At 59.8% G+C, this 26959-nt stretch carries 28 protein-coding genes; 11 read left to right on the top strand and 17 right to left on the bottom strand.

The window, feature by feature from the left end; translation table 11 throughout:
• Positions 1-103: 103 nt before the first annotated feature.
• Positions 104-2566: a penicillin-binding protein 1A gene (locus GA0061102_RS05815; protein WP_092844907.1), complete on the bottom strand. Its 2463-nt coding sequence runs from the start codon at positions 2564-2566 to the stop codon at positions 104-106.
• A gap of 246 nt (positions 2567-2812) precedes the next feature.
• Positions 2813-3982 (bottom strand): N-acetylmuramoyl-L-alanine amidase, encoded by a 1170-nt coding sequence (locus GA0061102_RS05810; RefSeq protein ID WP_167667926.1) that lies wholly within the window; start codon positions 3980-3982, stop codon positions 2813-2815.
• Positions 3983-4705: 723 nt separating this feature from the next.
• On the opposite strand from GA0061102_RS05810, the gene GA0061102_RS05805 reads away from it, so the two are divergent.
• The gene (locus tag GA0061102_RS05805) at positions 4706-7567 is read left to right on the top strand and encodes an Rne/Rng family ribonuclease (RefSeq protein ID WP_092844903.1); all 2862 of its coding nucleotides are present in this window, start codon (positions 4706-4708) and stop codon (positions 7565-7567) included.
• A 155-nt stretch (positions 7568-7722) separates the two neighbouring features.
• On the opposite strand, the gene GA0061102_RS05800 is transcribed toward GA0061102_RS05805, so the two are convergent.
• Positions 7723-8880 carry a pyridoxal phosphate-dependent aminotransferase gene (locus GA0061102_RS05800; protein ID WP_092845271.1) on the bottom strand — a complete coding sequence of 386 codons (1158 nt, stop codon included), beginning with the start codon at positions 8878-8880 and terminating at the stop codon, positions 7723-7725.
• Positions 8881-9093: 213 nt separating this feature from the next.
• Here GA0061102_RS05800 and GA0061102_RS05795 point away from each other — a divergent pair, with 213 nt between their 5' ends.
• The 7 genes from GA0061102_RS05795 (at position 9094) to GA0061102_RS05765 (ending at position 14262) form a co-directional block, all read left to right on the top strand.
• Positions 9094-9861 (top strand): DsbA family protein, encoded by a 768-nt coding sequence (locus GA0061102_RS05795; protein WP_092844901.1) that lies wholly within the window; start codon positions 9094-9096, stop codon positions 9859-9861.
• A gap of 183 nt (positions 9862-10044) precedes the next feature.
• Positions 10045-10482, top strand: coding sequence for a type II 3-dehydroquinate dehydratase (aroQ, locus tag GA0061102_RS05790; protein WP_092711062.1), 438 nt, complete (start codon positions 10045-10047; stop codon positions 10480-10482).
• Between the two features lie 24 nt (positions 10483-10506).
• Positions 10507-10968 (top strand): acetyl-CoA carboxylase biotin carboxyl carrier protein, encoded by a 462-nt coding sequence (gene accB / locus GA0061102_RS05785; RefSeq protein WP_092844899.1) that lies wholly within the window; start codon positions 10507-10509, stop codon positions 10966-10968.
• Between the two features lie 4 nt (positions 10969-10972).
• Positions 10973-12325 carry an acetyl-CoA carboxylase biotin carboxylase subunit gene (gene accC, locus GA0061102_RS05780; RefSeq protein WP_208858612.1) on the top strand — a complete coding sequence of 451 codons (1353 nt, stop codon included), beginning with the start codon at positions 10973-10975 and terminating at the stop codon, positions 12323-12325.
• A gap of 3 nt (positions 12326-12328) precedes the next feature.
• Positions 12329-12952 (top strand): leucyl/phenylalanyl-tRNA--protein transferase, encoded by a 624-nt coding sequence (gene aat, locus GA0061102_RS05775; protein WP_092844897.1) that lies wholly within the window; start codon positions 12329-12331, stop codon positions 12950-12952.
• 143 nt (positions 12953-13095) lie between these two features.
• Positions 13096-13290, top strand: a complete 195-nt coding sequence (locus GA0061102_RS05770; protein WP_245297934.1) for a hypothetical protein — start codon at positions 13096-13098, stop codon at positions 13288-13290.
• Between the two features lie 420 nt (positions 13291-13710).
• On the top strand, positions 13711-14262 hold the full coding sequence (locus GA0061102_RS05765) for a DUF1062 domain-containing protein (RefSeq protein WP_245297933.1): 552 nt from the start codon (positions 13711-13713) through the stop codon (positions 14260-14262).
• 66 nt (positions 14263-14328) lie between these two features.
• On the opposite strand, the gene GA0061102_RS05760 is transcribed toward GA0061102_RS05765, so the two are convergent.
• The 3 genes from GA0061102_RS05760 to GA0061102_RS05750 form a co-directional block, all read right to left on the bottom strand.
• Complete coding sequence (locus GA0061102_RS05760; RefSeq protein WP_092844893.1) at positions 14329-14769, bottom strand: DUF2155 domain-containing protein; 441 nt, start codon at positions 14767-14769, stop codon at positions 14329-14331.
• Between the two features lie 103 nt (positions 14770-14872).
• Positions 14873-15271 carry an NADH:ubiquinone oxidoreductase subunit NDUFA12 gene (locus GA0061102_RS05755; protein ID WP_092844891.1) on the bottom strand — a complete coding sequence of 133 codons (399 nt, stop codon included), beginning with the start codon at positions 15269-15271 and terminating at the stop codon, positions 14873-14875.
• Between the two features lie 106 nt (positions 15272-15377).
• Entirely contained in the window at positions 15378-15845 is a 468-nt protein-coding gene (locus tag GA0061102_RS05750; protein WP_245297932.1) for a GNAT family N-acetyltransferase, read from the bottom strand.
• Between the two features lie 47 nt (positions 15846-15892).
• Here GA0061102_RS05750 and GA0061102_RS05745 point away from each other — a divergent pair, with 47 nt between their 5' ends.
• A complete protein-coding gene (locus tag GA0061102_RS05745; RefSeq protein WP_092844886.1) occupies positions 15893-16528 on the top strand; it encodes a hypothetical protein in 636 nt (211 codons plus the stop codon).
• Positions 16529-16597: 69 nt separating this feature from the next.
• Here the strand turns inward: GA0061102_RS05745 and GA0061102_RS05740 are convergent, their stop codons facing one another.
• The 3 genes from GA0061102_RS05740 to GA0061102_RS05730 form a co-directional block, all read right to left on the bottom strand.
• Positions 16598-17098 (bottom strand): GNAT family N-acetyltransferase, encoded by a 501-nt coding sequence (locus GA0061102_RS05740; RefSeq protein ID WP_092844884.1) that lies wholly within the window; start codon positions 17096-17098, stop codon positions 16598-16600.
• A 3-nt stretch (positions 17099-17101) separates the two neighbouring features.
• Positions 17102-18607 carry an Asp-tRNA(Asn)/Glu-tRNA(Gln) amidotransferase subunit GatB gene (gene gatB, locus GA0061102_RS05735; protein ID WP_092845267.1) on the bottom strand — a complete coding sequence of 502 codons (1506 nt, stop codon included), beginning with the start codon at positions 18605-18607 and terminating at the stop codon, positions 17102-17104.
• A gap of 88 nt (positions 18608-18695) precedes the next feature.
• Positions 18696-19205: a GNAT family N-acetyltransferase gene (locus tag GA0061102_RS05730; protein WP_092845265.1), complete on the bottom strand. Its 510-nt coding sequence runs from the start codon at positions 19203-19205 to the stop codon at positions 18696-18698.
• Between the two features lie 304 nt (positions 19206-19509).
• Between GA0061102_RS05730 and GA0061102_RS05725 the strand changes: the two genes are divergently transcribed.
• On the top strand, positions 19510-19767 hold the full coding sequence (locus tag GA0061102_RS05725; protein ID WP_092844882.1) for a YjhX family toxin: 258 nt from the start codon (positions 19510-19512) through the stop codon (positions 19765-19767).
• A 136-nt stretch (positions 19768-19903) separates the two neighbouring features.
• On the opposite strand, the gene gatA is transcribed toward GA0061102_RS05725, so the two are convergent.
• From gatA to GA0061102_RS05710, 3 genes are all read right to left on the bottom strand, one after another.
• Positions 19904-21385 (bottom strand): Asp-tRNA(Asn)/Glu-tRNA(Gln) amidotransferase subunit GatA, encoded by a 1482-nt coding sequence (gene gatA, locus GA0061102_RS05720; RefSeq protein WP_092844880.1) that lies wholly within the window; start codon positions 21383-21385, stop codon positions 19904-19906.
• 59 nt (positions 21386-21444) lie between these two features.
• Positions 21445-21732, bottom strand: coding sequence for an Asp-tRNA(Asn)/Glu-tRNA(Gln) amidotransferase subunit GatC (gene gatC / locus GA0061102_RS05715; RefSeq protein WP_092844878.1), 288 nt, complete (start codon positions 21730-21732; stop codon positions 21445-21447).
• Between the two features lie 67 nt (positions 21733-21799).
• Positions 21800-22510, bottom strand: a complete 711-nt coding sequence (locus tag GA0061102_RS05710; protein ID WP_092844876.1) for a metal-dependent hydrolase — start codon at positions 22508-22510, stop codon at positions 21800-21802.
• Between the two features lie 117 nt (positions 22511-22627).
• Between GA0061102_RS05710 and ruvX the strand changes: the two genes are divergently transcribed.
• Positions 22628-23122, top strand: a complete 495-nt coding sequence (gene ruvX / locus GA0061102_RS05705) for a Holliday junction resolvase RuvX (RefSeq protein WP_092844874.1) — start codon at positions 22628-22630, stop codon at positions 23120-23122.
• Here ruvX and GA0061102_RS05700 read toward each other — a convergent pair.
• The 5 genes from GA0061102_RS05700 to GA0061102_RS05685 all read right to left on the bottom strand — a co-directional run bounded on the left by GA0061102_RS05700 (position 23059) and on the right by GA0061102_RS05685 (position 26843).
• Complete coding sequence (locus GA0061102_RS05700) at positions 23059-23391, bottom strand: DUF6105 family protein (RefSeq protein WP_092844872.1); 333 nt, start codon at positions 23389-23391, stop codon at positions 23059-23061. The two genes, ruvX and GA0061102_RS05700, sit on opposite strands and share 64 nt — an antisense overlap.
• On the bottom strand, positions 23388-23561 hold the full coding sequence (locus GA0061102_RS33105; protein WP_167667918.1) for a hypothetical protein: 174 nt from the start codon (positions 23559-23561) through the stop codon (positions 23388-23390). The genes GA0061102_RS05700 and GA0061102_RS33105 overlap by 4 nt, the downstream gene beginning before the upstream one ends.
• 242 nt (positions 23562-23803) lie before the next feature.
• Entirely contained in the window at positions 23804-24460 is a 657-nt protein-coding gene (locus GA0061102_RS05695; RefSeq protein ID WP_092844870.1) for a TetR/AcrR family transcriptional regulator, read from the bottom strand.
• A 104-nt stretch (positions 24461-24564) separates the two neighbouring features.
• Positions 24565-25182: a GNAT family N-acetyltransferase gene (locus tag GA0061102_RS05690; RefSeq protein WP_092844868.1), complete on the bottom strand. Its 618-nt coding sequence runs from the start codon at positions 25180-25182 to the stop codon at positions 24565-24567.
• 2 nt (positions 25183-25184) lie between these two features.
• Entirely contained in the window at positions 25185-26843 is a 1659-nt protein-coding gene (locus tag GA0061102_RS05685) for an acyl-CoA dehydrogenase family protein (protein WP_092845263.1), read from the bottom strand.
• Positions 26844-26959 lie beyond the last annotated feature (116 nt).

Here is a 26959-nt window from a genome sequence, read left to right as displayed (position 1 = left end):
CTCAATGCGAACGGCCATCCAATTCAAAGAGTGCTGGTGACATAGATATACATGCCGCTGGTGTAAAGCCCCGCGGCATGATCATCGGTCAAATAGGATGGACTCAGAAGAGACCGCCCGAACCCGACGTGACCGCCTGGTTTGCCTGCGGCGAGGTCCTGAGAATTTCCTCCGGCGCGACCTGTGCTGCAGCCTCGCCGCCGCCGATGACCTGCAGGCTCGTGGCCGGGCCGGTACCGGGCTTGAACGCTTCCATGATGGCACCCTGATCGCCCGGCTGCGCCGCCATGCCGGTCGCGCGATTGACGGCAACCATCGTCATCCCAGCTGGAACCTGGAACTTCTCGGACGGCTGATCCTTGGTGGCGGCCTGCATGAACTCGTTGAAGACCGGTGCAGCAACGCCACTACCGGTACCGCCACGACCAAGCGGGGTCGGCGTGTCGTATCCGACGTAAAGGCCAGCGACGAGGCTCGGCGTGAAGCCGACGAACCAGGCGTCCTTCTCGTCGTTGGTGGTGCCGGTCTTACCGGCGACATCGGTGTTGAGCTTGATCTTGCCTGCGGCCGTGCCGCGGATGATAACGCCCTGCATCATCGACGTGACCTGATAAGCGGTCATCGGATCGAGAACCTGCTCGCGGTTGTCGGCGATAACAGGCTCATCCTGATTTTGCCACCCGCTGACATTGCAGCTGTCGCAGACACGCTCCTCATGCTTGAAGATGGTCTTGCCGTAGCGGTCCTGGATGCGGTCGATCAGCGTCGGCTTGATCTGCTTGCCGCCATTGGCGATGACCGAATAGGCCGAGACCATGCGCAGCACCGTCGTTTCGCCGGCACCGAGCGACATGGCAAGAACCGGGTTCATATGGTCGTAGATCCCGAAGCGCTCGGCATATTCGGCGACCAGAGGCATGCCCATGTCGGAAGCGAGACGAACCGTCATCAGGTTGCGCGAGTGCTCGATGGCGAAGCGCAGCGTATGGACGCCGCCGCCCTCACCTTCATAGTTGGTAGGCTTCCAGACATCGCCATTGCTGAGCGTGATCTGCAGCGGATCGTCGAGAATGACCGAGGCCGGCGTATAGCCGTTGTCCATTGCAGCCGCGTAGACGAAAGGCTTGAACGACGAACCCGGCTGACGCTTGGCCTGCGTCGCGCGATTGAACTCGGATTGCGCATAGGAGAAGCCGCCGACCATGGCGAGCACGCGGCCGGTATGCGGATCCATAACGACCAGACCACCCTGCACTTTCGGCGGCTGACGCAGACGATAGCTGCTCGAATCGGCATTGCCTGTCTTCTGCACGAAAACGACGTCGCCAGCGCTCAGCACGCCGCTCGGAGACTTGGCAACCTTGCCGCTGGCCGCGCGGAAAGCCCAGCGCATGTCGGCAGCAGCAATCATCCCGCGCTTGCGGTCCGTCGAGACCTTGCCGCCGGCGTCGACCCGCGGCTGCAATCCGATATCGACTTCCTGGTCGGATACAGAAAGGACAACGGCCACCTGCCATTCCGGCACGTCGCTCAGCCCGGGAACCTTGGCGAGCTCTACACCCCAGTCCTGCGATGTGGCGATCTGCTTGATCGGGCCGCGATAGCCGCGACGCTGGTCATAGTCGATCAAACCGTCCTGCAATGCCTTTCGAGCTTCGAGCTGCATCTGCGGGTCAAGCGAGGTACGGACGGAGAGCCCCCCCTCATACAAAGTCTTTTCGCCATACTGGTCGATCAGCTGCCGGCGGACTTCTTCGGCAAAATAATCCGAAGCGAAGAGCGACGGGCCGCTCTTGGGCGGCACAACGCCAAGCGGCTGCTTCTTTGCCTCTTCGCCGTCGCTCTGGCCGACATAGCCATTCTCCACCATGCGGTCGATCACCCAATTACGGCGGGTAAGCGCTGCTTCGGCGCGGCGGAAGGGGTTGTAGTTCGCAGGGCCCTTCGGGAGCGACGCCAGATACGCCGATTCGGCGATGGTCAGCTCGTTGACCGACTTGTCGAAATAGGTGAGCGCTGCGCCGGCGATACCGTAGGAATTGAGGCCGAAATAAATCTCGTTGAGATAGAGCTCAAGGATCTTGTCCTTGCTGTAGGCCTGCTCGATGCGGAACGACAGAATCGCTTCCTTGATCTTACGGTCGAAGGTCTGGTCGGCGGAAAGCAGGAAGTTTTTGGCGACCTGCTGCGTGATGGTGGATGCACCGACGAAGCGGCGACCTGACCCGATATTCTGAAGGTTTACGGCCACGGCGCGAATGAGGCCGCCGACATCGACGCCGGGGTGGTTGTAGAAATTCTTGTCTTCGGCGGAAAGGAAAGCTGCCTTCACGCGATCGGGAATGGCCTGGATCGGCACGAAAAGCCGGTTCTCGCGCGAATATTCCTTCATCAGCGCGCCGTTACCGGCATGGATGCGCGTCGTCACGGGCGGCGCGTATTTCGCCAGCACCTCGTAGTCTGGAAGCTCCTTGGAGACGACGCTCAGATAGATCGCCGCAGCCGCAGCCACACCCAGAAACAGGAGGCAGCCTAGCCCAAAGAAATATCCAATCAGTCTGATCATGTGATACTACCGGTGCTTGTTCTTCATGCGCCATGTATGCGAGCTAATCGCATAACGACGGGCGTTTTGCACGCTCACGGTGTTAATGCAAGACGGCAATGAGACAAAGCCGCGCGTCACTCGTGAGCGAATGATACTTTGCTGTAAAGGCGGGAATGTGAGGAAAATAGGGCTTGGCTCCTCTATTCCCAACTTCATTCGATTCTAAAGTTCGCCGCTGTTACACGGAAGCCACGACTGGCGCTTCTAACCGCCATTTGCGATGATCGAGACGCGGTATTGCTTCACGGCCTCCGTCAGCCGATCGGCCACCTTCTGCCGCCAATAGGGATCGAGCAGAAGCTTTTCGTCTTCCTTATTGGAAAGAAAACCGAGCTCAAGCAGGATCGAGGGCACATCCGGCGCCTGCAAGACCTGGAAGCCGGCGTGGCGATGCGGATTGTTGATCATGGAGATCTGGCCGTTGAACGAGGACAATACATCCTGCGCCAGCGAAATGGAGAAGGCCTGCGTCTCGCGGCGGGTCAGATCCATAAGAATGTCGGTAACGGCTGCCGGCTGCGCCTGGGCCTCGGCCCCGGCGATCTGATCGGAGTTGTTTTCACGATCGGCCACTTCACCGGCGAGCCGGTCCGAAGCCTTGTCCGAGATCGTATAGACGGTCGAGCCGCGAATATCCTTCTGCTTGAGCGTGTCGGCATGCAGGGAAATGAATAGAGAGGCGTGATTCTGCCGTGCTATAGTCACGCGCTCTGACAGAGAGAGATACTGATCCTTGTCGCGTGTCAGGAAAGCCTTGATGCCGGGCTGGGCGTTTAGCTTGTCGGCGAAGATCTTGGCGAAGGCGAGCGTGATGTCCTTTTCCTGCGTAACGCCGTCGGTACCGGTCGCACCGGCATCGATGCCGCCGTGACCGGCATCGACCGCGACGAGGAAGGTATTCGGATCGGCCTTTTGCGTCGGCTCGACCGGGCCGACGTCCTTTGCGGTATCGGCTGATGTCCAGCTCTGCTGCTTGACCAGTTCGGCAAACTGCTCGGCCGGCAGCATCTCGGCATCGAGCACGAGGCGATGGCCTTTCCCGCCCTCATCGGCCTGGGCCTTGGCCACCACCAGCTTCACCGGCTTCTTGGCCGTCAGGACGATACGGGCACTGTTGGCGTCCATCGTGCCGTAGCGGATATCCTTGAATAGACCGGTCGGCTTGAGATCGGCGGCAGGAAAGCCGAATGCGGTCGCGGGAAGGTCGACCACGACGCGGACGGGATTGTTGAGATAGTGCACAGTAAAGGTCGGCTCGCGATCCATGTCTATGACGATGCGCGTGCGGGCATCGTCGCCGGCTATACGCGCACCATAGGCGAGCAAGGGATCGGCGGCTGCGGCCGGCCCGAATGGTGCAAACGCCACCAGCATTGTCAGGGCGAAGGCCGCCGTCGCAAATCGCAAAGCCTTCACGCCACTCTCCGCCACATGCCGCAATCCCTTTAACAAGTGTCCAACGCGCCCCATATTGGTTTTGGCGTTGTTTTTGAAGTCCCAATAGCGGGAACCAGGTCTGACGTGATGGACGTCACCCGACGATGCGCCAGGAAGAGAATCGCAACAAACCCTTCTTCGTCCTCCTCATCCGAGGAATCCATCAATATTATGGCATACTTGGCTTTTCCCTTGCTATTGTGACAGATAAAACATACAACGCATATTAGGGTAGAAGTGTTGACGGGATAGAGTCGTCGCAACGGCAGCCGCCTCGAGTACCAGGCGCCATAAGCGGCATTCATCCGACGTCTGCAGTACTTCTGCTCCAAACAGTGGATATCTGAATTTCCGGTTTCAAACAGGAAGTTCATCGGTGGAGAGCCACCAAACGCTCTTTAGAGCACATTCATCGGACCCAGCTTTGTGGGTCTAAAGCATAGTCGATCTCGCTTGGTTACGGATGTCACCGCAGCAGCTTTTTCAAAAAGTGAACAGACCCCAGGGAAGTAATGCCCCGGCTGCCGTCTGGATGCTGTCATCTCCGAATAACCCATCGCGACTTTCATTATCCGGTGCAGCAACTGCGGAACACATCCGGCTTGTCCCAGTGACAGGCAGGCCCCCTTCCGCTTGCCGGCGCCGAGGAGCACAGCTTTCATGGCAGACAAAATGCTTATCGATGCGTCTCACGAGGAAGAGACGCGCGTCGTTGTCGTTCGCGGGAACCGCATAGAAGAATTTGACTTCGAGTCGCAGCACAAGAAGCAAATCCGCGGCAACATCTATCTCGCAAAAGTAACGAGGGTCGAACCCTCGCTTCAGGCGGCTTTCGTCGATTACGGCGGCAACCGGCACGGCTTCCTGGCCTTTGCCGAAATTCACCCCGATTATTACCAGATCCCCCTCGCCGACCGTCAGGCGCTGCTGAAGGCTGAAGCCGAAGAGCATCGCCGCGACGACGATGTCGAGCATGTGGAGACGGCACTCGACCTTTCGCAGCAGGAACAGCCCGATGTCGGCATCGTTCCCAAGGAGAGCGAAGAAGCCGCAGTCGCGATCGCGGAAGAGGCCCTCGCTCCGGAAGCGGCGCCCGCCAAGAAGGCGGCCAAGCCGCGCCGCAGCCGCAAGAAGGCGGTAGCAGAAGCTCCCGCCGAAGAGACGCCCTCTCCGGAAGCAACAGCTGCCGTCGATGCGCCGGGCGAAGACGAAGAAGGTTCGTCCGGCTCAATGGCCGCGATGGTCGAAAGCGATTCGATCTCCGAGGATGTCGTAGCTTCCAAGCGCCGCCACGATGACGACGATGATGACGATCACGACCATGAAGAGGAAGTGATCGAATCCGTTGGCGCAGAAGACGCGATGGAAGAGGTTCCGGACCGCGTGCAGCGCAAGCCGCGCAAGCAGTACCGTATTCAGGAAGTCATCAAGCGCCGGCAGATTCTGCTGGTGCAGGTCGCCAAGGAAGAGCGCGGCAACAAGGGTGCGGCGCTGACTACCTATCTATCGCTCGCAGGCCGTTACTCGGTCCTGATGCCGAACACGGCACGCGGCGGCGGCATCTCCCGCAAGATCACCAATCCGCAGGACCGCAAGCGTCTCAAGGAAATCGCCAAGATGCTCGAAGTGCCGCAAGGCATGGGCGTCATCCTGCGTACCGCCGGCGCCAACCGCACGAAGGTCGAGGTCAAGCGCGACTTCGAATATCTGATGCGCCTGTGGGAAAACGTCCGCACGCTGACGCTCGCCTCGACCGCCCCCTGCCTGGTCTATGAAGAAGGCAGCCTGATCAAGCGCTCGATCCGCGACCTCTACAACAAGGATATCGGCGAGATCATCGTTGCCGGTGAAGAAGGCTATCGTGAAGCGAAAGACTTCATGAAGATGCTGATGCCGAGCCACGCCAAGGTGGTTCAGCCCTATCGCGACATTCACCCGATCTTCTCGCGCTCCGGCATCGAGGCGCAGCTCGACCGTATGCTGCAGCCGCAGGTGACACTGCGTTCGGGCGGCTACCTGATCATGAACCAGACGGAAGCGCTGGTCTCGATCGACGTCAACTCCGGCCGTTCGACCCGCGAGCATTCGATCGAAGACACCGCGCTTCAGACGAACCTGGAAGCTGCCGAGGAAATTGCGCGGCAACTGCGCCTGCGCGACCTTGCCGGCCTGATCGTCATCGACTTCATCGACATGGAAGAAAAGCGCAACAACCGCGCTGTCGAAAAGAAGCTGAAGGAATGCCTCAAAAACGATCGCGCCCGCATCCAGGTCGGCCGCATCTCGCATTTCGGCCTTCTGGAAATGTCACGCCAGCGCATCCGCGCTTCGGTTCTCGAAAGCACGACGCAGATCTGCTCGCATTGCGGCGGAACCGGCCATGTGCGCTCGCAGTCCTCGGTTGCGCTGCACGTGCTGCGCGGCATTGAAGAGTATCTGCTCAAGAATACGACGCACGACATCACTGTGCGCACGACGCCGGACATTGCCCTCTATCTGCTCAATCACAAGCGTCAGACGATCATCGACTACGAAAATCGTTTCGGTGTCGCCATCGTCATCGATGCTGACACTGCCGTCGGCACGCAGCATTTCGCGATCGATCGTGGTGAGCCGGTTGCCAATCCGGTGAAGATCGAAAGCCTGTTCAACTTCGCAGCGATCCCTGAAGACGATGACGACGATATCGTCATCGAAGCCGATGAGGAAGAAGACGAAGAGCTGGAAGAAAAGGCTGCAAGCACCGAGCAGCCTGCCGCCCGCTCCGAGAGCAATGAAGGTAACCGCAAGCGCAAGCGTCGCCGTCGCCGTCGCGGCCGTGGCAACGACGCTCAGACCGGCGCGGCCTCCGATGATACGTCTGCGGCAGAAGCCGCCGAAGACGGAGAAGAAGGCGACGAGGGTGAAGATGACGCCAGCGCCGATGCCGATGCATCCGCCAATGGCGACGACGCGCAGCAGAAGCGCAAGCGCCGCCGTCGCGGCAAGCGTGGCGGTCGCCGCAATCGTGAAAACGAAGGCAGCGAACAGGATGCCAGCGGCGAAGATGAAACCGGCTCCGACGAAGCTGCGGAAACCGCGGCCGATGGTGGAGAAGAAGTGGCGGTAGCAGTCGCGGAGATCGCCGTCTCCGAGGGCGAAGCCGCTGTCGAAGGCCAGCCTGCCATGGCAGCCATCGAGACCGAAGTTGTCGTCACCGAAGAGGTGAAGCCCGCCAAGGGTCGCAGCCGCCGGAAGGCGAAGGCTGTCGAAGCCTCGCCAGTTGAGGAAAAGGCTCCTGTGACCGACGCCGAAGTCGAGACGGTTGCCGAGATCGCCCAAGCCCTGGACAGCACCAGCGAGCCTGCGGCTCCGGAAGCCTCCGAAGAAGCAGCCAAGCCGGCACGCGCCAATCGCGAGTCGAACGTTGCTTCCTCCGCACCGGTGGTCACCTCCAATCGCGCCAATGAAGGCAGCGATGGCGACGGTGAACCGACCAAGCCGAAGAAGGCTGGCTGGTGGCAGCGCCGCGGCTTCTTCTGAGAGCCGTAAATCCAGACAGAGTGTTTAATCCGGCCGTGGCGACACGGCCGGATTTTTGTTACGGCAGGTCGGCAGGCTTTGGAGCCGCGCAACAAAACGAATTCGCGGTCTGCGAAATCACTTTCGCAGACTGGTGCAACCCATTGATCGGGGATCTATTTCAGCCAGGCAGCCATGCGTTCGGTGGCTTCCTCGATCTCGGCATTGGAGCCGGCATAGGAAATCCGCATCACACGATGCCCTTCGGCCGGGTCGAAATCGAGACCGGGTGTCGCGGCAACATTGATTTCCGCCAGCATCTTGCGGGCAAAGACCATGCTGTCATTGGTGAACCGGCTGACATCGACATAGGCGTAGAAAGCGCCGTCCATTGGTGACGCGATGTGGAAGCCGATTTCAGGCAGGCGGCGCATCAGGAAGTCGCGGTTGCGGCCATAGCTCTCGCGATAGACATCGAGCTCGGCGCCGGCACCGAGAGCAGCCTCGGCGGCGATCTGGGACAATTCCGGTGGGGAGATGTAAAGGCTCTGGGCAACACGCTCGACCGGGCGCACCAGCCGCTCCGGCAAGACCATCCAGCCGATGCGCCAACCGGTCATGCAATAATATTTCGAGAAGGAATTGATGACGATCGCTTCGTCGGTCAGCTCCAGGGCGCTCGTCTCTTCGCCGACGAAGGTGAGGCCGTGATAGATTTCATCGGAGATGAAGGCGATCGAACGGTCGGCGCAATAATCCGCGAGTGCCTTCAGCGCCGCCCTGCCCGTTACTGTGCCGGTCGGATTGGCCGGACTTGCCAGCATTACGCCCTTGAGCCGCTTGCCGCTGGCGGCCTGCACCGCCTCAAGGCTTTCCGGCGTCAGCGTGAACTGCGTCTCTTCCGTTACAGGCACTTCGACGACATCGAGCCCCAACGCGCCAAGAATGTTGCGATAGGCCGGGTATCCGGGGCGAGCGATGGCAACGCTGTCGCCGGCATCGAACAAGGTCAGAAAAGCGAGGTTGAAGCCCGCCGAGGAGCCGGTGGTAATGGCGATACGCTTGGGGTCGATCGACAGGCCGTGACGCGTCTTGTAGTGCGCGGAGAGCGCCTGGCGCAGCGCCAGCGTCCCGAGAGCATCCGTATAGCCGATCCGTCCGTGACCGAGGGCAGCGCGTGCCGCCTCAAGGGCTGCCTGGGGCGCCGGATAAGACGGCTGGCCGACGGCCATCGATATCACCGGATGCCCTGCCTGACGCCGCCGGGTCGCCTCGGCCAGCACATCCATGGCGTGGAAGGGTTCGACATCGCTACGCTTGGATAAGGAAAACAAGATCAACTCTTTCTTGGATCGGATTGCCGAGCGACATTTGCAGCAATATCGAACCGTTCACAATCCTGCGATTGCGGCTTTGTCGTGAAATTTCCTATTTCTGGAAATAGGCATGCGCCGTAAATTGCCTATCCATATTTGCGGATGTTAACCCGACGGTGCTATGCCGCATCCGAGAATGAAGTCTCTGCAGAAATTCAAAACGAGGACCCAATGACCTTTTCTTTCAAAAGCCTGCTGACGGTTTCGGCGATTGCTCTCGCAGCGTCCTTCGCCGCAATCCAGCCCGCCGCCGCACTGGACGATCAGCAGAAGAAGGAAATCGGGGAATTCATCAAGGAATACCTCGTCGAGCATCCGGAGGTCCTGCTGGATGCACAGGCAGCACTGGAAAAGAAGCAGGATGCCGCCCGCCTCGCTCAAGCCTCCCAGGTGATCGACCAGAACAAGGATGCCATCTTCAACTCCAAAGATGATGTTGTCACCGGCAATCCGAAGGGCAGTATCACCGTGGTGGAGTTCTTCGACTACAACTGCACTTATTGCCGTCACGCGCTCGGCGACATGGACAAGCTGCTGAAGCAGGACAAGGACGTTCGCTTCGTGCTGAAGGAATTCCCGATCCTCGGAGCGGATTCGGTTGCCGCATCGCGGGTTTCCAATGCATTCCGCCAGCTAGCGCCAGAAAAATATGCTGAGTTCCATCACAAGCTGCTGGGCAGCGACGGCCGTGCATCGGAAGACAGCGCGATCGAAGTTGCAAGCTCCCTCGGCGTCACCGAAGCGGCTATCCGCACGGAAATGACGAAGAGCCCCAACAATAACATGATCAAGGCAACCTATCAGCTCGCCACCGATCTCAACGTTACCGGCACCCCCGCCTATATCATCGGCAACGAAACCATTTCGGGCGCTATCGGGCTCGAAGCCATCCAGGAGAAGATCGCCAACGTCCGAAGCTGCGGCAAGACCGCCTGCTAAGATCACCACCCGGCGTCGCGCGCTGTATTCGAGGCCCCATCGAAATCCCTTGGATTCCAATAGGGCTCAAAAATGCCAAAATCGCGGCGTTTCCACACCTAGAGATACGCAACCTGCGCTCCGGGGCTTTCCTATATGGTCTCGGGAGTCTATAGGTTGCGCTGTACTTTGACGGAACCACTGATGGCGCAAACTATTTTTGTCCTCAACGGACCCAATTTGAACGCTCTCGGCAAGCGCGAGCCGGGCATCTATGGCGGCAAGACGCTCAAGGATATCGAGGCAGATTGCAAGTCCGCGGGCGAAAGCCTGGGCTTTATCGTCGATTTCCGCCAGAGCAATCACGAAGGCGTGCTGGTCGACTGGATGCACGAGGCGGGCGACAAGGCCGCCGGCGTCGCCATCAACCCCGGCGCCTATGGGCACACGTCGATCGCGTTGCATGACGCAATCCGCGCCATTTCCATTCCCGTCGTGGAGGTGCATATCTCCAACATCCACGCACGCGAAGAATTCCGGCACAAATCGATGATCGCGCCAGCTGCAAAGGGCATGATCTGCGGTTTCGGACCTTATAGCTACATCCTGGCGCTTCATGCGCTGAAATCCATCACCCAATAACAAAAATACAGGGCAAGAAATCCAATGGCTGAAAAGAAATCGGGTATCGACCAGGCGCTGATTCGCGATCTCGCCAACATTCTCAACGAGACGGATCTGACCGAGATCGAAGTCGAGCAGGAAGATATGCGTATCCGCGTGTCGCGTGCCGGCACGATGCAATATGTTCAGGCGCCGATCGCCGCCCCGGCTGCTTTTGCCGCTCCTGCCGCAGCACCGGCTGCTGCTCCTGCAGGCAAGACCCGCAATCCCGACAACGTCGTCAGCGCACCGATGGTCGGCACCGCCTATCTGGCACCGGCGCCGGGTTCAGCGGCCTTTATCCAGGTCGGCTCGACCGTCAAGGAAGGCCAGACGCTTCTGATCATCGAAGCAATGAAGACGATGAACCAGATCCCGGCGCCCAAGTCCGGCACGGTCACCGAAATCGTGGTTCAGGATGGACGCCCGGTTGAATACGGCGAAGCCCTAGTGGTCATCGAGTAAGCCCATGCCCATGATTTCGAAGATTCTCATAGCCAATCGCGGAGAGATCGCCCTGCGTGTGCTGCGCGCCTGCAAGGAGCTCGGCATTGCGAGCGTTGCGGTGCACTCCACCGCCGACGCAGACGCGATGCATGTACGCCTTGCGGATGAGAGCGTTTGCATCGGCCCGCCGCCGTCGCGCGAAAGCTATCTCAACATCCACCAGATCGTCGCCGCCTGCGAGATTACCGGCGCCGACGCCGTGCATCCCGGCTATGGTTTCCTTTCGGAAAATGCCAAATTCGCCGATATTCTCGAGGCGCACGGCATTACCTTCATCGGGCCGACGGCGGAGCATATCCGCATCATGGGCGACAAGATTACTGCCAAGACCACCGCGCAGCAGCTCGGTATCCCGGTCGTTCCCGGTTCGGACGGCGAGGTGAAGACCGAAGCTGAGGCGCTGAAGACGGCGCGCGAGATCGGCTATCCAGTGCTCATCAAGGCAACCGCCGGCGGCGGCGGCCGCGGCATGAAGGTTGCGCGCACGGAAGAGGACCTGATCGAAGCGTGGTCGACGGCGCGCACGGAAGCGGCTGCCGCTTTCGGTAACGAATCCGTCTACATGGAAAAATATCTCGGCACGCCGCGCCATATCGAAGTTCAGGTGTTCGGCGACGGCGAAGGTAACGCCATCCATCTCGGCGAACGCGACTGCTCGCTGCAGCGCCGTCACCAGAAGGTATGGGAAGAAGCCAACTCCCCGGCTCTTAACGTCGAACAGCGCATGAAGATCGGCCAGATCTGCGCCAACGCCATGAAGAAGCTGAAGTATCGCGGCGCCGGCACCATCGAGTTCCTCTATGAGAATGGTGAGTTCTATTTCATCGAAATGAACACCCGCCTGCAGGTGGAGCATCCGGTGACGGAAGCCATCACCGGTATCGACCTCGTGCACGAGCAGATCCGTGTCGCCTCCGGCGGCGGTCTCTCGGTGACGCAGGATGAAGTGCATTTCCATGGCCATGCCATCGAATGCCGCATCAATGCCGAAGACGCACGCACCTTCGTCCCCTCGCCCGGCACGATCACGCATTTCCATGCGCCCGGCGGCCTTGGCGTGCGCATCGATTCGGGCGCCTATCAAGGCTACCGGATCCCACCCTACTACGACAGCTTGATCGGCAAGCTGATCGTGCATGGCCGGACCCGCGTCGAATGCATGATGCGCCTGCGCCGCGCGCTCGATGAATTCGTCGTCGACGGCATCAAGACCACTTTGCCGCTGTTCCAGGATCTGGTTTCCAATCAGGATATCGCCAATGGCGACTACGATATCCATTGGCTGGAAGACTACCTGGCCAAGACCTCGGCCTAGGCCGTGCCAGGAACGCGCAGCAGACATCCCGGCGTTACTCCGGAGATTTTGCTGCGCGCCTATTCCATCGGGCTCTTCCCTATGGCGGAGTCGGCCGATGATCCGGAAATCTTCTGGGTCGAACCGGAAATACGAGGCATCATCCCTCTCGATACGTTCCACGTATCCAAAAGCCTCGCAAAGAAGATCCGCCAAAATCCCTTCGACATTCGCTTCAACACGGATTTCGAGGCTGTTATCGCCGCCTGCGCCGAGCAGACCAGCGGCCGGCCCAGCACCTGGATCAACGACACGATCCGCTCGCTCTACGCCACCCTTCACCATATCAGCCATGCGCATTCCGTCGAGGCGTGGGACGGTGATACACTGGTCGGCGGGCTTTATGGCGTCTCGCTGGGTTCGGCGTTTTTCGGCGAGAGCATGTTCTCCCGCCGCACGGACGCCTCCAAGATCTGCCTCGTTCATCTGGTCGAACGTCTGAAGCAACGCGGCTTTACCCTGCTCGACACCCAGTTCACCACCGAGCATCTGAAGACGTTCGGCGCGATCGACGTGCCGAAGGACGACTATGCGAAACTGCTCGAAAAGGCGATGGAATCGCCCAATCTCAGCTTCTCAAACGGTTGATATTTTCCCTAAGTGAATTGATTCCGATCGTGAGTGCCCCAAGTTCGGCTCAACAGCCGGGGGGAGAATCTTGAAGAACCACGCGGCAATCGCTATGCCGACTTCGTCAACGGCGACAAGATCGCCGCTATAGTATGGCCGGGATGATCGCAGCCGGTGCCGGCGTGAAGGTTGCGGCAAAGCTTGGCTTCCTTGCGATCGTTCTCCGCTTCTTCAAGAGCTTTGGCGTCGCCCTCCCTGCGCTGAAGAAGGGGCTGATCGTCGTCCTGGTGGGCGTGGCTACCGCCGGACGCAAGATTCTCGGCCTGTTTCGCCGTAAGGGAAATATAGACGTTTGAACAATCCCAGCCTGAAGCTTTTTGGGCTTCAAACTCTGGTTGTTATTTGCTATCGCTCAGCGCGAAGAGCGTTGGCGCATAGAGGTTCTGCTTTGCCTTTGTAAATACCGGTCTCATCCAGTTTCACCCAGTGCATCGGGACGGCATGCCGCTGTTCGACGCATATTCATGTTCATCGGGTGGTGGCCTGAGACCGGTTTGGCATTGTGACAACGCGCCTTGCGCAGCCATTGCTGTCTCAGCTCTTCAGCCGTCCCGCAACATCGCCATACCGTGCCCTGACGGGCTTGTCTTACCGCCAGCCTGGTGGACTTCCAGACGGAAGACCAAGACGATATGTGCAATATTCTTCAGGTCCGTTGGACCATTTCTCCCCAGACTGCACCGCGCCCATGGATCGCCTGCAGTACTTGTGGGTGCTTGAAACCCTTCAGGTCAAGCGGCAAGGTCAGGCTCAACGCCAACGGCAGAAGGCTCGATGCCTGGCTCATCTACAAATGCGTCGATTGCGACAAGACATGGAACAGAACGCTCTTCGAGCGGCGAAACCTTCGCGAGCTCGCCCCCGCAACCCTGGAGGCATTGCAGCACAGTGACCCGAGTTGGGTACGCGCGCAGGAATTCGATCTCGACGGGCTGAAACGGAAGGCCAAGCGCATCGAGGAACCGCCGGATGCGGTCGTTGCGAAGGAGACTGTGCGGGAGGCAGTCGACTGGGCGAAGCTGGAAATCGAGATAGCAGCAAAACTCTCGGCGAACCTCCGCCTTGACCGGCTGCTGGCGTCGGAGCTGGCGATCTCGCGTTCGAGGCTCCAGGCTCTCCACGACAGAGGCAATTTGAACGTTCATCCGGACCGCAGCGACGTTCTGCGCCACAGGGCCAGAGACGGGATGAGGATCGTTCTCGACCTATCGGATGCCGTTGATCGCCAAGCGATCGGACATGCAGCTATCCATTCGGAAGGACACTAAAATTCTGCCCGCAGGAGCAAGGCTTCTGCGGGCGGCACAGATCTGCAGCGAAACTCTGGAAAGCGATTATTTTACGCCGGCGTTGTCCGGCGGCGGAACGTCGGACTTCTGCTTGCACTCTTTCAGCCAGACGTCATAGATCGGGTGCTCGACCGCATTGAGGCCGGGGCTGTCTGCAAACATCCAGCCCGTGAAGATACGACGGATGCGGCGGTCCAGCGTAATCTCGTCGACTTCGACGAAGCCATCCACCTTCTGCTGCTCGGTCTCATCACGCGTATAACAGGTGCGCGGCGTTACCTGCAGTGCGCCGAACTGCACGGTCTCGTTGATATAAACATCGAATGTCGTGATGCGGCCGGTGATCTTGTCGAGGCCGGAGAAAACGGCGACCGGATTGGCGATGCGGGCCGCTTCGGCAGAGGGCGCGGACATGATGCCGGCCAGGAGAGCGATCCCTGCCCCCGATATTGCACGCAAAGAAGCGCTCCGCGTGAAAAACGTCATATCCGGCAATCTCCGCTTGGTCTCGGTCAAAGCGCCGAGCAAGAGCCGGCATCCCTCGCGCCTAACGGCCAATTGTGGCCAAAGGACGAGCCGGCTCTCGTGCTCAGTTGCCCGGGGTCCAGGCGTCATAGTCGCCGGTCACGCGCGGACGCTCACCGGCAACGGCCAGCGAACCCGGCGGGCGATAGGCCTGCGGCGTGCCGGTCTGATTGGCGCGATGCTGCTTCTGCCATTCCTTGGTGACGTAGTTGTCCTTGGTCGGCGGAACGTCGGTGCGGTGATGCATCCAGCCGTGCCAGCCCGGAGGAATTGCCGAAGCCTCGGCATAGCCTTTGTAGATTACCCAGCGCTTCGGGAGGCCGTAGGAGGACATACCGCCTTCGTAATAGACATTGCCGAATTCATCTTCGCCGACGCGCTTGCCAAAACGCCAGGTCGCGAAACGCGTCCCCATTGTCTGACCATTCCACCAGGTGAAGGTTTGTACGATGAAATTCCACATGTCTTTTCCTCGATACCCGCTGCGGGGCGAGCGATACCAGAATTTGTTCGTTTGCTTATGCCGCCATGGAACCGGCTTGTCCAGTGATTCCAGCAGGCAAACCGGCTCATTTCAATGTCATCTTGAAGCCTAGATGTGTCGGCTTGAAACCCAGCCTCTCATAGAAGCGATGCGCATCTTTGCGGATAGCATTCGAGGTCAACTGCACCATCTTCATGCCGCGGCCTTTTGCCTCCTCGATGCAGAAATTGATCATCGCGGCGCCGATCCCCCGCCCGCGCAGGTCGGCTCGGGTCTGCACAGATTCGATGATCATCGTCGACGATCCGCGCCCATGCAGCGAGGTGACCACGATCGTCTGGAATGTACCGACGATCTCGCCGGCAAGCTCGGCGGCATAGAGCGTCTGGTCGGAGGATGCCGCGATGGAGCGAAAGGCGCGCAGATAGTCGCTATAGGCGGAGGGGGCGGTCGTATCGCCATGGCCACCCATGGCGTCGTCGGCGAAAAGGCCGATCAGTGAGGGAAGATCGGATTCTTTCGCCTCGCGGATAAGTAGTTCTTGTGAGGGCAATGTATCGTACCTACGTCTTTGTTCCGTGGAGGAACTGAAAAGCAATCATGTCGACCAGCGAAACGTATAGGATCGAATACGCCAATTCTGCGTTGGGATCCGAGGCAGCAGCGTATATATTTTTTACGGTAGTGCTTGTTTTTATAGCCTTTCTTTCAAGAAGTAACATCATCACAAGCATCGCGTGGATATCACTTGCGCTGATGACCGCGTACGTCGCTGTCATGGCATTGCTTAAGCTTATTTTTCAGGGGCGAAAGGCAATTTTGATCATATCGCCGGAAGGCATAAAGGATGCGCGATTGGGATCAGACTTTATCCCTTGGGACGATATCGAGAAAATTGACGTCCCTGCACCCCGCCGAAGCCTGGGCATGATGTTGGGCATCATACTTCTGGGCCTTTGCTTGCTTGTCATTGCGATAATCCTATCCGAAGGTGCGCTTTTCTCTGCCGATACGCTAGATTGGAGCCGGCCAGACCACCATGTTTGGCTGCTGTTGGCTCCAGGGCGGCGCATTACAGGGCAGCTACGTGGCGCAAAGCGTAGTATCCGCCAAGTGGCTGGGGATATGCAGCACGTTGGTATCGCGGTTTCGGATCTGACCTACGAAAAGCCAGGGCTTCTCGAGTTGATAGTCAAATTCCATGCACGCTATAAAAAAGTAGAGAAAACCGAATAGGTGGCCTAGCCAGCAAAGCCGCGCTAGTGACCCAAAAGACCGGCAACGCAGCTAAAAGCCTGCCGGCCACTACGTAGCCAATGGCTTTTCGAATATCAGCGTCGGCATGCCCGACTGCCCCTGCCCGCTATTGTCCGCGTGGCCGACTTCGACAAAGCCATGCGCTTTGTAGAAGGAGATCGCGGGCTCGTTTTGCGGATCGACTTCCAGACGCATGATTTCCGCATCCGGGAAGCAGGTTTCCAGCTCGGCGAAAATATCGCGGCCGATGCCCTGGCGCTGGTAGCGCGGGCCGACATAGAGCATGTACAGCATGACGGTCTTGGCCATCTCTTTGGACATGGCGGCATAGCCCATGCCGCCGATCGTCCTGCCGTCATCCGCGACCAGGAATTCGGAGTTCTTGTTCGCCAACCGCGCCTTCAGCGAAGCAGGCGAATGCCAGGAGGCATGCAACTCGCTAACTTTGTCGCGACCGTAAATATGGTCGTAGGTCGTATGCCAAGTCTCTCCGAGCAGAGAGCGGACCTTTTCCAGATCCTGCTCGCTGGCGGTGCGCACGAAGAACACCGATTATTCCTCTTCGATGCCGAGCTTGGCCTTAACCAGCGCCTGCACGGCCTGCGGATTGGCCTTGCCGCCCGTCGACTTCATCACCTGACCTACGAACCAGCCGGCAAGCGTCGGCTTCGCTTTGACCTTGGCGACCTGATCCGGGTTGGCGGCTATGATCTCGTCGACTGCCTTTTCGATGGCACCGGTGTCGGTGACCTGCTTCATGCCGCGCGATTCAACGATCTCGGCGGGATCGCCGCCCTCGTTGAGTACGATTTCGAACAGATCCTTGGCGATCTTGCCGGAGATGGTTTCGGCCTTGATGAGATCGATGATCGCGCCGAGCTGGGCGGGCGAAACCGGAGTCTCTTCAATGCCTTTGCCTGACTTGTTCAAGGCGCCAAGCAGGTCGTTGATGACCCAGTTGGCAGCCATCTTGCCGTCACGGCCAGCGGCAACGGCTTCGAAATAATCGGCGATCGCCTTTTCCGAGACGAGCACGGATGCGTCGTAGATCGAAAGGCCGAGTTCGCGAACGAAACGCTCCTTCTTATCGTCGGGCAGTTCCGGCAGATGCTCGCCAAGTCCCTTGACGAAGGCGTCGTCGAATTCGAGTGGCAACAGATCCGGATCGGGGAAATAGCGATAGTCATGCGCATCTTCCTTGGTGCGCAGCGAGCGGGTCTCGCCCTTGTTCGGATCGAACAGACGGGTCTCCTGATCGATCGTGCCGCCATCTTCCAGAATGCCGATCTGCCGGCGCGCTTCGTATTCGATCGCCTGGCCGATGAAGCGGATGGAGTTGACGTTCTTGATTTCACAGCGCGTGCCGAATTCGCCGCCGGGGCGGCGCACCGAGACGTTGACGTCGGCGCGCATTGAGCCTTCGTCCATGTTGCCGTCGCAGGTGCCGAGATAACGCACGATCGAGCGCAGCTTCGTCATATAGGCCTTCGCCTCGTCCGACGAGCGGATGTCCGGCTTGGAGACGATTTCCATCAGCGCCACACCGGAGCGGTTGAGATCGACATAGGACATGGTGGCGTGCTGGTCGTGCATCGACTTGCCTGCATCCTGCTCCAGATGCAGGCGCTCGATGCCGATCTCGATATCCTCGAACTGGCCTTGGCGATCGGGGCCGAGCGAAATGACGATCTTGCCTTCGCCAACGATCGGATCCTTGAACTGCGAGATCTGATAGCCCTGCGGCAGGTCGGGATAGAAATAGTTCTTGCGGTCGAAGATCGAACGATTGTTGATCTTAGCCTTCAGGCCGAGACCCGTGCGCACGGCCTGCTTGACGCACTCCTCGTTGATGACGGGCAGCATGCCGGGCATGGCGGCATCGACGAGCGAGACATTGGAATTCTGAGGATTGCCGAACTCCGTCGATGCGCCGGAGAAGAGCTTGGAGTTGCTCAACACCTGGGCGTGGACTTCCATCCCGATAACGACTTCCCAGTCACCGGTGGCACCGGGAATGAAGCGTTTCGGATCTGGCGTACGGACGTCGACAATGGTCATGGGAAGCTCTTGTATGATGCTGTTTTCTGCTTTGGTGAGGTAGAGCAATTGGCGAGGCGGCGCAAGGCTTTCGGCATCCGCGGATGCGCTATATGCCCGGTCCGTAAGCGCCATCGCTCTCATCGACCAACGATTTGGAAAGCCCGACGGTCGGCACATCACCGTCAAGCTTCGGGGAATAGACGATCGACAACCAGTGGATTTCAAAGCCGCGCGCCTTGAAGAAGGCGATGGCATCCGTGTTTCCCGCATGGCTCTGTAGCGAAATCTTTTCCAGCCCCTGCTCGCGCACATCCTGCTCGATGCGCTCCAGAAGCGCTGAGCCGAGGCCTCGCCTCGCGAAATCCGGATCGATCCAGAAATCCGAGATCGCCTCGTCCAGCGCTTCGCGCGCAGCCCACCCGACCGCCTCGCCGTTCAGCTCGATGACCGTGATCGTCAGCCAGAGATTGCGGGTAAAATTCGAAAAAGCCTCGCTTGCGCTTTCCAGCAGCTCGCCCATCCCACCGATCGCGCCCATCGCCTTCTGCCAGGAGCGCAGGCCGATACTTGCCAGCACCTTGGTTTCGCCTTCATGGGCATTGCGAATATGGATCATCGGTCCCCCGTCATTTGTGAGCAGTAAAGCACCGGCCAGAGGCTTTTGCCAGCGGCGAGATTCGCCGTCCTGTTTGACGGCGGGAAGCACGTCGGGTGAGTTGAGCTTGACGGCGAAGCACAACCTGCTTTAGACAGTGCGCGTCAATGGAGTTTTGATGTCTAACTTTTGTCAATCCCGGTAAAGGCCCGCTCGCAAGTCTTCTTGCGTGCCGGGCCTGAAAAAAACGAAGCCCCGACTTCCCTTGAGGGAAGCTTCGGATCGTTTTTGTGCGCCTTTTGGCGCTATACGGATTCTGACAACAATGGACATCTCCCGCGCAGAACAGCGCATCCTGCACCTGCTCGCTCAGGGCGGGCGCATTGAAACCGAACGCAGTGAAAATAAGAAGATCGAAACCGTCTCCTGCTTCACGCGCGACGGCTGGCTCTACCCCGATTTCGGCATCGACCTCTTCCGCAGGCTGAAACGCCTCAAGGCCATCAAATCCACTGACGGCGATCCCTACCGCATCAGCGACAAGGGGCTACGGCTGGTGAGAGCGCAATTGAATAATAGATAGCAATCGGTCGCGGCGGCTTCTGCCGCCGCGATACGCCGTTAGCGTAAAATCAAACCAACGTTTTCCCGAGATGAACCTTTTCGACTGGCGAAAGCGCCATGGTCGGCCGTATTCATCGCTCGGATCGTTAGACCCGTTACCACCACTTCGCTGGCGTGAACTTGCCGGCGGCCTGTTCGATGACGTGGGCGGTCTTGAACAGGGTCTCTTCTTCGAACGGCTTGCCGATGAGCTGCAGGCCGAGCGGCAGGCCCTTGGAGTCGAGGCCGGCGGGGACGGCGATGCCCGGAAGACCGGCCATGTTGACCGTCACCGTGAAGATGTCGTTGAGATACATCTTCACCGGATCGGAAGCGAGTTCCTCGTCGGCGACGCCGAAGGCGGAGGACGGCGTGGCGGGCGTCAGGATCGCGTCGACGCCGGCGTTGAAGGCAAGCTCGAAGTCGCGCTTGATCAGCGTACGGACCTTCTGGGCGCGCAGATAGTAAGCGTCGTAGTAGCCGGCCGACAGAACGTAGGTGCCGATCATGATGCGGCGCTTCACTTCCTGGCCGAAGCCGGCGGCGCGGGTCTTCTCGTACATGTCGACGATATCCTTGCCGTCGACGCGCAGGCCGTAGCGGACGCCGTCGTAGCGGGCGAGGTTCGAGGATGCCTCGGCAGGCGCAACGATATAATAGGCCGGCAGCGCATATTTGGTGTGCGGCAGGGAGATGTTGACGATCTCGGCGCCGGCGTCCTTCAGCCAGGCGATGCCCTGCTGCCAGAGCGTTTCGATCTCTTCCGGCATGCCATCGACGCGATATTCGTTGGGAATGCCGATCTTCATGCCGCGCAGCGACTGGCCGAGCGAGGCTTCGTAATCCGGCACGGGCAGGTCGACGGAGGTCGTGTCCTTCGCATCGATGCTTGCCATCGACTTCAGGAGGATGGCGGCGTCGCGCACGTCGCGGGCAATAGGGCCGGCCTGGTCGAGCGACGAAGCAAAGGCGACAATGCCCCAGCGCGAGCAGCGGCCGTAGGTCGGCTTGATGCCGACGGTGCCGGTGAAGGCGGCTGGCTGGCGGATGGAACCGCCGGTGTCGGTGGCGGTCGCACCGGCGCAGAGGTGTGCTGCAACGGCAGCAGCCGAACCGCCGGACGAACCACCCGGAACGAGCTGCTGGTTGGACCCCTCGGCACGCCAGGGGTTGATCACCGGGCCGTAATAGGAGGTCTCGTTGGAGGATCCCATGGCGAACTCGTCCATGTTGAGCTTGCCCAGCATGACGGCGCCGTCGTTCCAGAGGTTCTGCGTGACAGTCGATTCATAGCGCGGCTTGAAACCGTCGAGAATGTGGCTGCAGGCCTGGGTATGGATGCCTTCGGTGCCGAACAGATCCTTGATGCCAAGCGGGATGCCTTCGAGCGCGCCGGCCTTGCCGCTAGCCAAGCGCGCATCCGAGGCCTTGGCCATCTCGCGCGCCTTTTCGGGCGTCACCGCGATATAGGCGTTGATCTGACCGTTGGCCGCATCGATCGCCGCGATATAGGCCTCGGTGAGTTCGGTGGCGGTGATGTCCTTGGCGCGCAGCTTGGCGCGGGCTTCGGCAATGGTCAGGCTGGTCAGTTCGCTCATTTTGTTTCGCTTCAGATCTGGGATTAGGCAGCGGGTCGGAACGGGCTCGAAGAGAGCCGTTATTCGACGACTTTGGGCACCAGGAAGAAATTCTGAACGGTATTCGGCGCATTGGCGACGATGTCGGCGGCCTTGTTGCCGTCGGTCACCTCATCGGTGCGCTTCTTCATCGCCATCGGGGTTACCGAGGTCATGGCTTCGACGCCATCGACATTCACTTCGGAGAGCTGCTCGACAAAGCCCAGAATGCCGTTCAGCTCACCCATCATCCGCTGCGCTTCGTCTTCATTGACGGCGATACGGGCAAGATGGGCGACGCGTTTGACGGTGGCGAGATCGACGGACATGGCATTCTCCGGATAGGATTTTTCCTATCGCTATAAAGACCATGTCCGCCATACGCAACGGGTATCGTTAAGCAGAAACGCTCTCGCCAGCCTTCGGCGCCGCAACCACGGTCTTGGAACCTTCCAGCCCGGCGATGAACTTTTCCGGAGTCTGATCGATGATCGGGAAAGTGCCGTAGTGGCAGGGAATCGCGGTCTTGAAGCTGAAGAAGCGCTGGCAGGCGAGCGCGGCCACAGCACCGCCCATGGTGAAGCGGTCGCCGATCGGCACGATGCCGATATCGGGCTGATGCAGTTCGTTGATGAGGCCCATATCCGAGAAGATGTCGGTATCGCCCATATGGAACAGCGTCGGCTCGTCGTCGAAATGCAACATCAGGCCGTTCGGATTGCCGAGCGCGTGGGAAACGCCATCCTCGGTGATCTGAGCAGAGGAATGCAGGGCATTGGTGAAGGTGGCCGAGAAGCTGCCGAGACCGACGGTGCCGCCTGTATTGCCCATTTCCAGCTTCTCCACGCCCTTGATGCCGAGCCAGGATGCGAGATCGGCATTGGCGAGCACGACGGCGCCCGTATCCTTGGCGATCTGGACCGTGTCGCCGACATGGTCGGCATGGCCGTGCGTCAGCAGGATATGGGTCACGCCTTCGACCGCCTCCTTCATATTGAGGCCGGCAGCGGCAAAGGAAGGATTATAGGTGAAGAAAGGATCGATGAGTATTTTCGCCTTGGCCGTTTCGATACGAAAGGCGGCATGGCCGAGCCAGGTGATCTTCATTGGATTGCTCCTTAAGACTTGATTTGAAATACAGTGCTGGTGTCTAGGAAATATCCCAAACCACCGCAAAGAAAAGCGGCCTTGGCTTCAATTTGTTTTGACAGGAGCATGACCCCGATGACGACGCTGACCATCGAAGACCTAGCCGTGATGCTCCTGCCCGGTCAGGCCGTCGCCGGCCTCGATCTCGGCACCAAGACGATCGGCCTTGCCATGTCCGATCTCGGGCGGCGCTTTGCGACGCCACGCCCCGTCATCAAGCGAGTGAAGTTCACGCAGGACGCCGAAACATTGCTTGCCTTCGCCGAGAAGGAAAAGGTCGCGGCCTTCGTCATAGGGCTTCCGATCAATATGGATGGCTCAGCCGGGCCGCGCGTGCAGGCAACGCGCGCCTTCGTGCGCAGCATGTCGGAAAAGACCGCCCTGCCCTTCGTTTTCTGGGACGAGCGGCTTTCGACCGTTGCGGCCGAACGGGCGCTGCTGGAAATGGACGTCTCGCGTGCCAAGCGCGCCGAGCGCATCGACTCGGCGGCGGCGAGCTTCATTCTTCAGGGGGCGTTGGACAGGCTGTCGGCACTCGGAAGGGCAACCTTGTCCGATCTCGACGCCTGACGGCGGCACCACCATTCGATGATGGCAGCGCGGCGGCGAAAGCCGTAGATCGCGAAGACCAATACGCTGTCGAAAGCGATGGCGCGGGCGACCAGCGGCGGAATGGTTTCCGGCGGAATGCCAAGGATCTTGCCGTAGATCTCGAACACCAGATCGTGCATCTGCCGCGTCAGCATGAAGATGCCGAAGCTCATGTCGTAGTACGACAGATAATACCATGCCCCGAGGAACGAGACCGGGGCGGCCCAGCAAATCAACAACCACTTCATGCGGTACCTCTCCGACGCGGATATTGCGTCGTGCCAGCCGAAAGGACGAGCCAGTTCGACAGCGCCATGGCGCTCAACACCATTGCGGGCAGCGTTATATCTAGTGCGAGTACGGCGAAGAACATCATCGCCGTAACGAGAAACACTAATTTTGCGGGTTTCGACCCCATGGCTGCACGCTTGATGGTTAACTAATCGTCTCCTAACACTGACGAGTTAACCGTTGCCGCGCAACGTAAACCATTTGTTAAGGTTAACGGCGGAGCGGGTTTGTGGATATCCCTCGCCTAGAGTCGGATGATTTTAGGTCTGTTCGACCTAAAATCTGAATCCGCTCTAGAATCAAATAAGTAGAGCATGATGTCATCCGAAAACCGCTAACACTTTTCGGCATCATGCTCGAGGGTCGGCATCAGCCGTAGACGCCGCGCACGATCCGCTTCAAAGCGGTTGCCGCCTTCTCCCAGTCCCTGTTGTTTTTCAAGGCAAGCCCGGCACACTGGTCGCTGACGGCCGACGCCAGCACGATGTGCTGGATGGCCGCAAAGATCATGGCATTGACCGCCTGAGCATCGACGCCCTTGGGCGGCACCAGCGAGCCGCGCATACGCTCGATCCAGCCGGCGAGCGCCTTGGAGCGCGCTTCCGACAGGCGGCGGACCTGTTCGCTGCTTTCGGACACTTCCCAGGCGACGATGCGGCGCATCAAGGGGTCGGCGCGCAAGGCGTCGAGAAACAGCAGCGAGAGCCGTTCCATCAGATCGCCGTAGGTGAGGAGGAACATGCCGCCGGTATCGTCGGGGATGCGATCCGCCACCCAGCTGCCAAGGTCGGTTCCAATGGCCTCTACCAGGCCATTGAGGCCGCCGTAGTAGCGGTAGATCAGCTGCTTGTCGCAGCCGGCGCCGCGGGCGACCGCATTGATGCCGAAATTCTGGAACCCCTCCTCTGCCAGGAGCCGCTTGGCGGCATCGAGGATGGCCTGTTCGGTTGCGGCGCGATTGCGCACGCGCTTTTCCACGACAGGCATTTCCAAAGGGATTTTAACGGCAGTGTTTGCGACGGCCATCGACTCGACTCCAATCTGTCACCGATCGGTGAATAGCAAGCTGCGTGGCCCCGAACAACGGAGCCGCCCCGGTGCGAGCTGATCAAGGCCCGCGAATCCACAGATTAGAGAAACTGACCAAACCATACAGTGGTTTCGGACGCCAGGCCCGGCGGAAGTTCCACGGGGACGAAGCCGCGCGACGACCAGAAGCGGATGCCGCTGTGATTGCCGGAGTTAGCGCCGAGATGAATGCCCTTGATGCCGCCGAGCCGGGCATTCTCCATCCAGCGATCCAGCAGTGCAGTACCCACGCCTTTGCCCTGGGCTCGCGGCAGCAGGTTCATATGAATATGTGCGGGGAATTGTTCGATAAGGATCGCCGGCGCCTGCTTCGGATGATGGATCGCCGAGATCCGTTTCTGATCCGCATCCCAAAGGGCCGGATCGCCCTCGGGATCGGCGTAGAGCCCCCGCAGGTGCGGCCACCACTCGCGCTCCAGCCGTTCGTCGAAGGCGATCGTATCGAAGACACCGGCGATGTAGCCGAAGACACCCTCCTCATCCTCGGCAACGAAGACCAGCTCGGGATGAAGCGTGGCGTAGGGCGCGGAATAGATGTGCCCGATCAGGCGGCCGTCGCGATGGAGGGGCGCCGCGTCCTTGCCGGCATCGCCGGTCGAAAGCGAGATGGCGTAGAGTTGGTCGATATCCTCCAGCCGAACGGTTCGAATGGAAACCATGCTTACGTAGCCGGCGGATAAAGAAGATCGACGATATAGCTCGCGTCGAAACGCGCATCGAGCATGCCGTAAGTCGCGCGCCAGCCGCCGGCCAGGCGGGTTTCGATGAAGGCATCGGCGATCTTGCCCGCGCCGAGGCGATAAAGCTCGGCCGCACCGGCTGCGAGCGCCATCTGCTCGACCAGCAGGCGCGCCGCGCCCTCATCCTGCTCGCAAAGCGCCATGGCCGCACGCAGGACTTCGATCGTCTTTTTGCCGGCCGGGCCGAGATCGCGGGCAAGACCGGCAAAGACAGTCTCGAACAGGTCCCTGCCGCGGTTCAAAACGCGGAGCACATCGAGCGCCATGACGTTGCCGGAGCCTTCCCAGATCGCGTTGACGGGAGCCTCGCGATAATGACGGGCAATCGGGCGCTCCTCGATGTAGCCGCTGCCGCCGATGCACTCCATGGCTTCGTAGATCAGCGCCGGTGCGATCTTGCAGCACCAATATTTGGCAACCGGCGTCATCACGCGGGCATAGGCGGCGTCTTCGCTGCTGCCGCTCGCCTTATCGAAGGCCTCGGCCAGACGGAAGGCGAGCGCGGTCGCGGCAGCGACGTCGAGCGCCATGTCGGCGAGCACGCGCGTCATGATCGGCTGGTTGACGAGCATCTTGCCGAAGACGCTGCGGCCGCGCGCATGATGCACGGCTTCGGCCAATGAAGCCCGTATGATGCCGGCGGAGGCCAGCGCGCAGTCGAGCCGCGTCAGCGTCACCATATCGAGGATCGTGCGGATGCCGCCATCCGGCGCCCCGAGCAGAAAGCCGAACGTGTCAGTAAACTCGACTTCCGAGGAAGCATTCGAGCGGTTGCCGAGCTTGTCCTTGAGCCTCTGGAAATGCAGGCCGTTGGCCGAGCCGTCCTCCAGCAGCCGCGGCACAAGGAAGCAGCCCATGCCGTCCTTGGTCTGGGCGAGCATGATGAAGGCATCGCTCATCGGCGCCGACATGAACCATTTATGGCCGGAAAGCCGGTAGATGCCCTCGCTCACCTTGTCGGCGGTCGTCCTGTTGGCGCGCACATCGGTGCCGCCCTGCTTCTCCGTCATGCCCATGCCGATGGTGACGGCCGACTTCTGCATGGCAGGCTTGTTGGACGAATCATACTTGCGCGAGAGAATCCTCGGCGCCCAGTCCTTCTGCACGGCCGGAGACGCCATCATCGCAGCCACCGAGGCGCTGGTCATCGTCAGGGGGCAGAGATGGCCGCATTCGAGCTGCGCCGTCAGATAGAAGCGCGCGGCGCGCACCTTGTGCGACTGGCCTTTCGCTTCCGGATCGGCCTGGGCATCCCAGATCGAGGAATGCAGGCCAGAGGCCATGGAGCGGCGCATCAGCGCATGCCAGGCCGGATGGTATTCCACGACATCGAGACGCTCGCCGCGCGGACCATGCGTGCGCAATTGTGGAGCACCCTGGTTCGCCATGCGAGCCAGTTCCTGCGCCTCATGCGAAGTGACGAAACGGCCCAGCTGCTCCAGGTCTTCCCGTATCGAACGCGGCAATGCAGAGGTCAGATCGACAATCAGCGGATCGGAACGATAGGCATTGATGCCGGTCCAGAGGCTCGGCTGGTTCAGGTCGGCAAATGGGTCATCAGTCCGGGTCGGTTGGGTCATGAATCGCTTGTAGAGCAAGAGGGTTGCAAAAGGAAACTGGAAGTTACGTCTCCGAACAGCATAGCTGCTGTAGCGGGATTCGGACGAAATTGCATGGGGAACAAGCAGGGTCTTCG

The organism is Martinezella miluonensis, from assembly GCF_900094545.1.
Lineage (GTDB): Bacteria > Pseudomonadota > Alphaproteobacteria > Rhizobiales > Rhizobiaceae > Rhizobium > Rhizobium miluonense.
The sequence above is the reverse complement of the archived record's forward strand: the minus strand, read 5'-3'. Positions and strand labels throughout refer to the sequence as shown.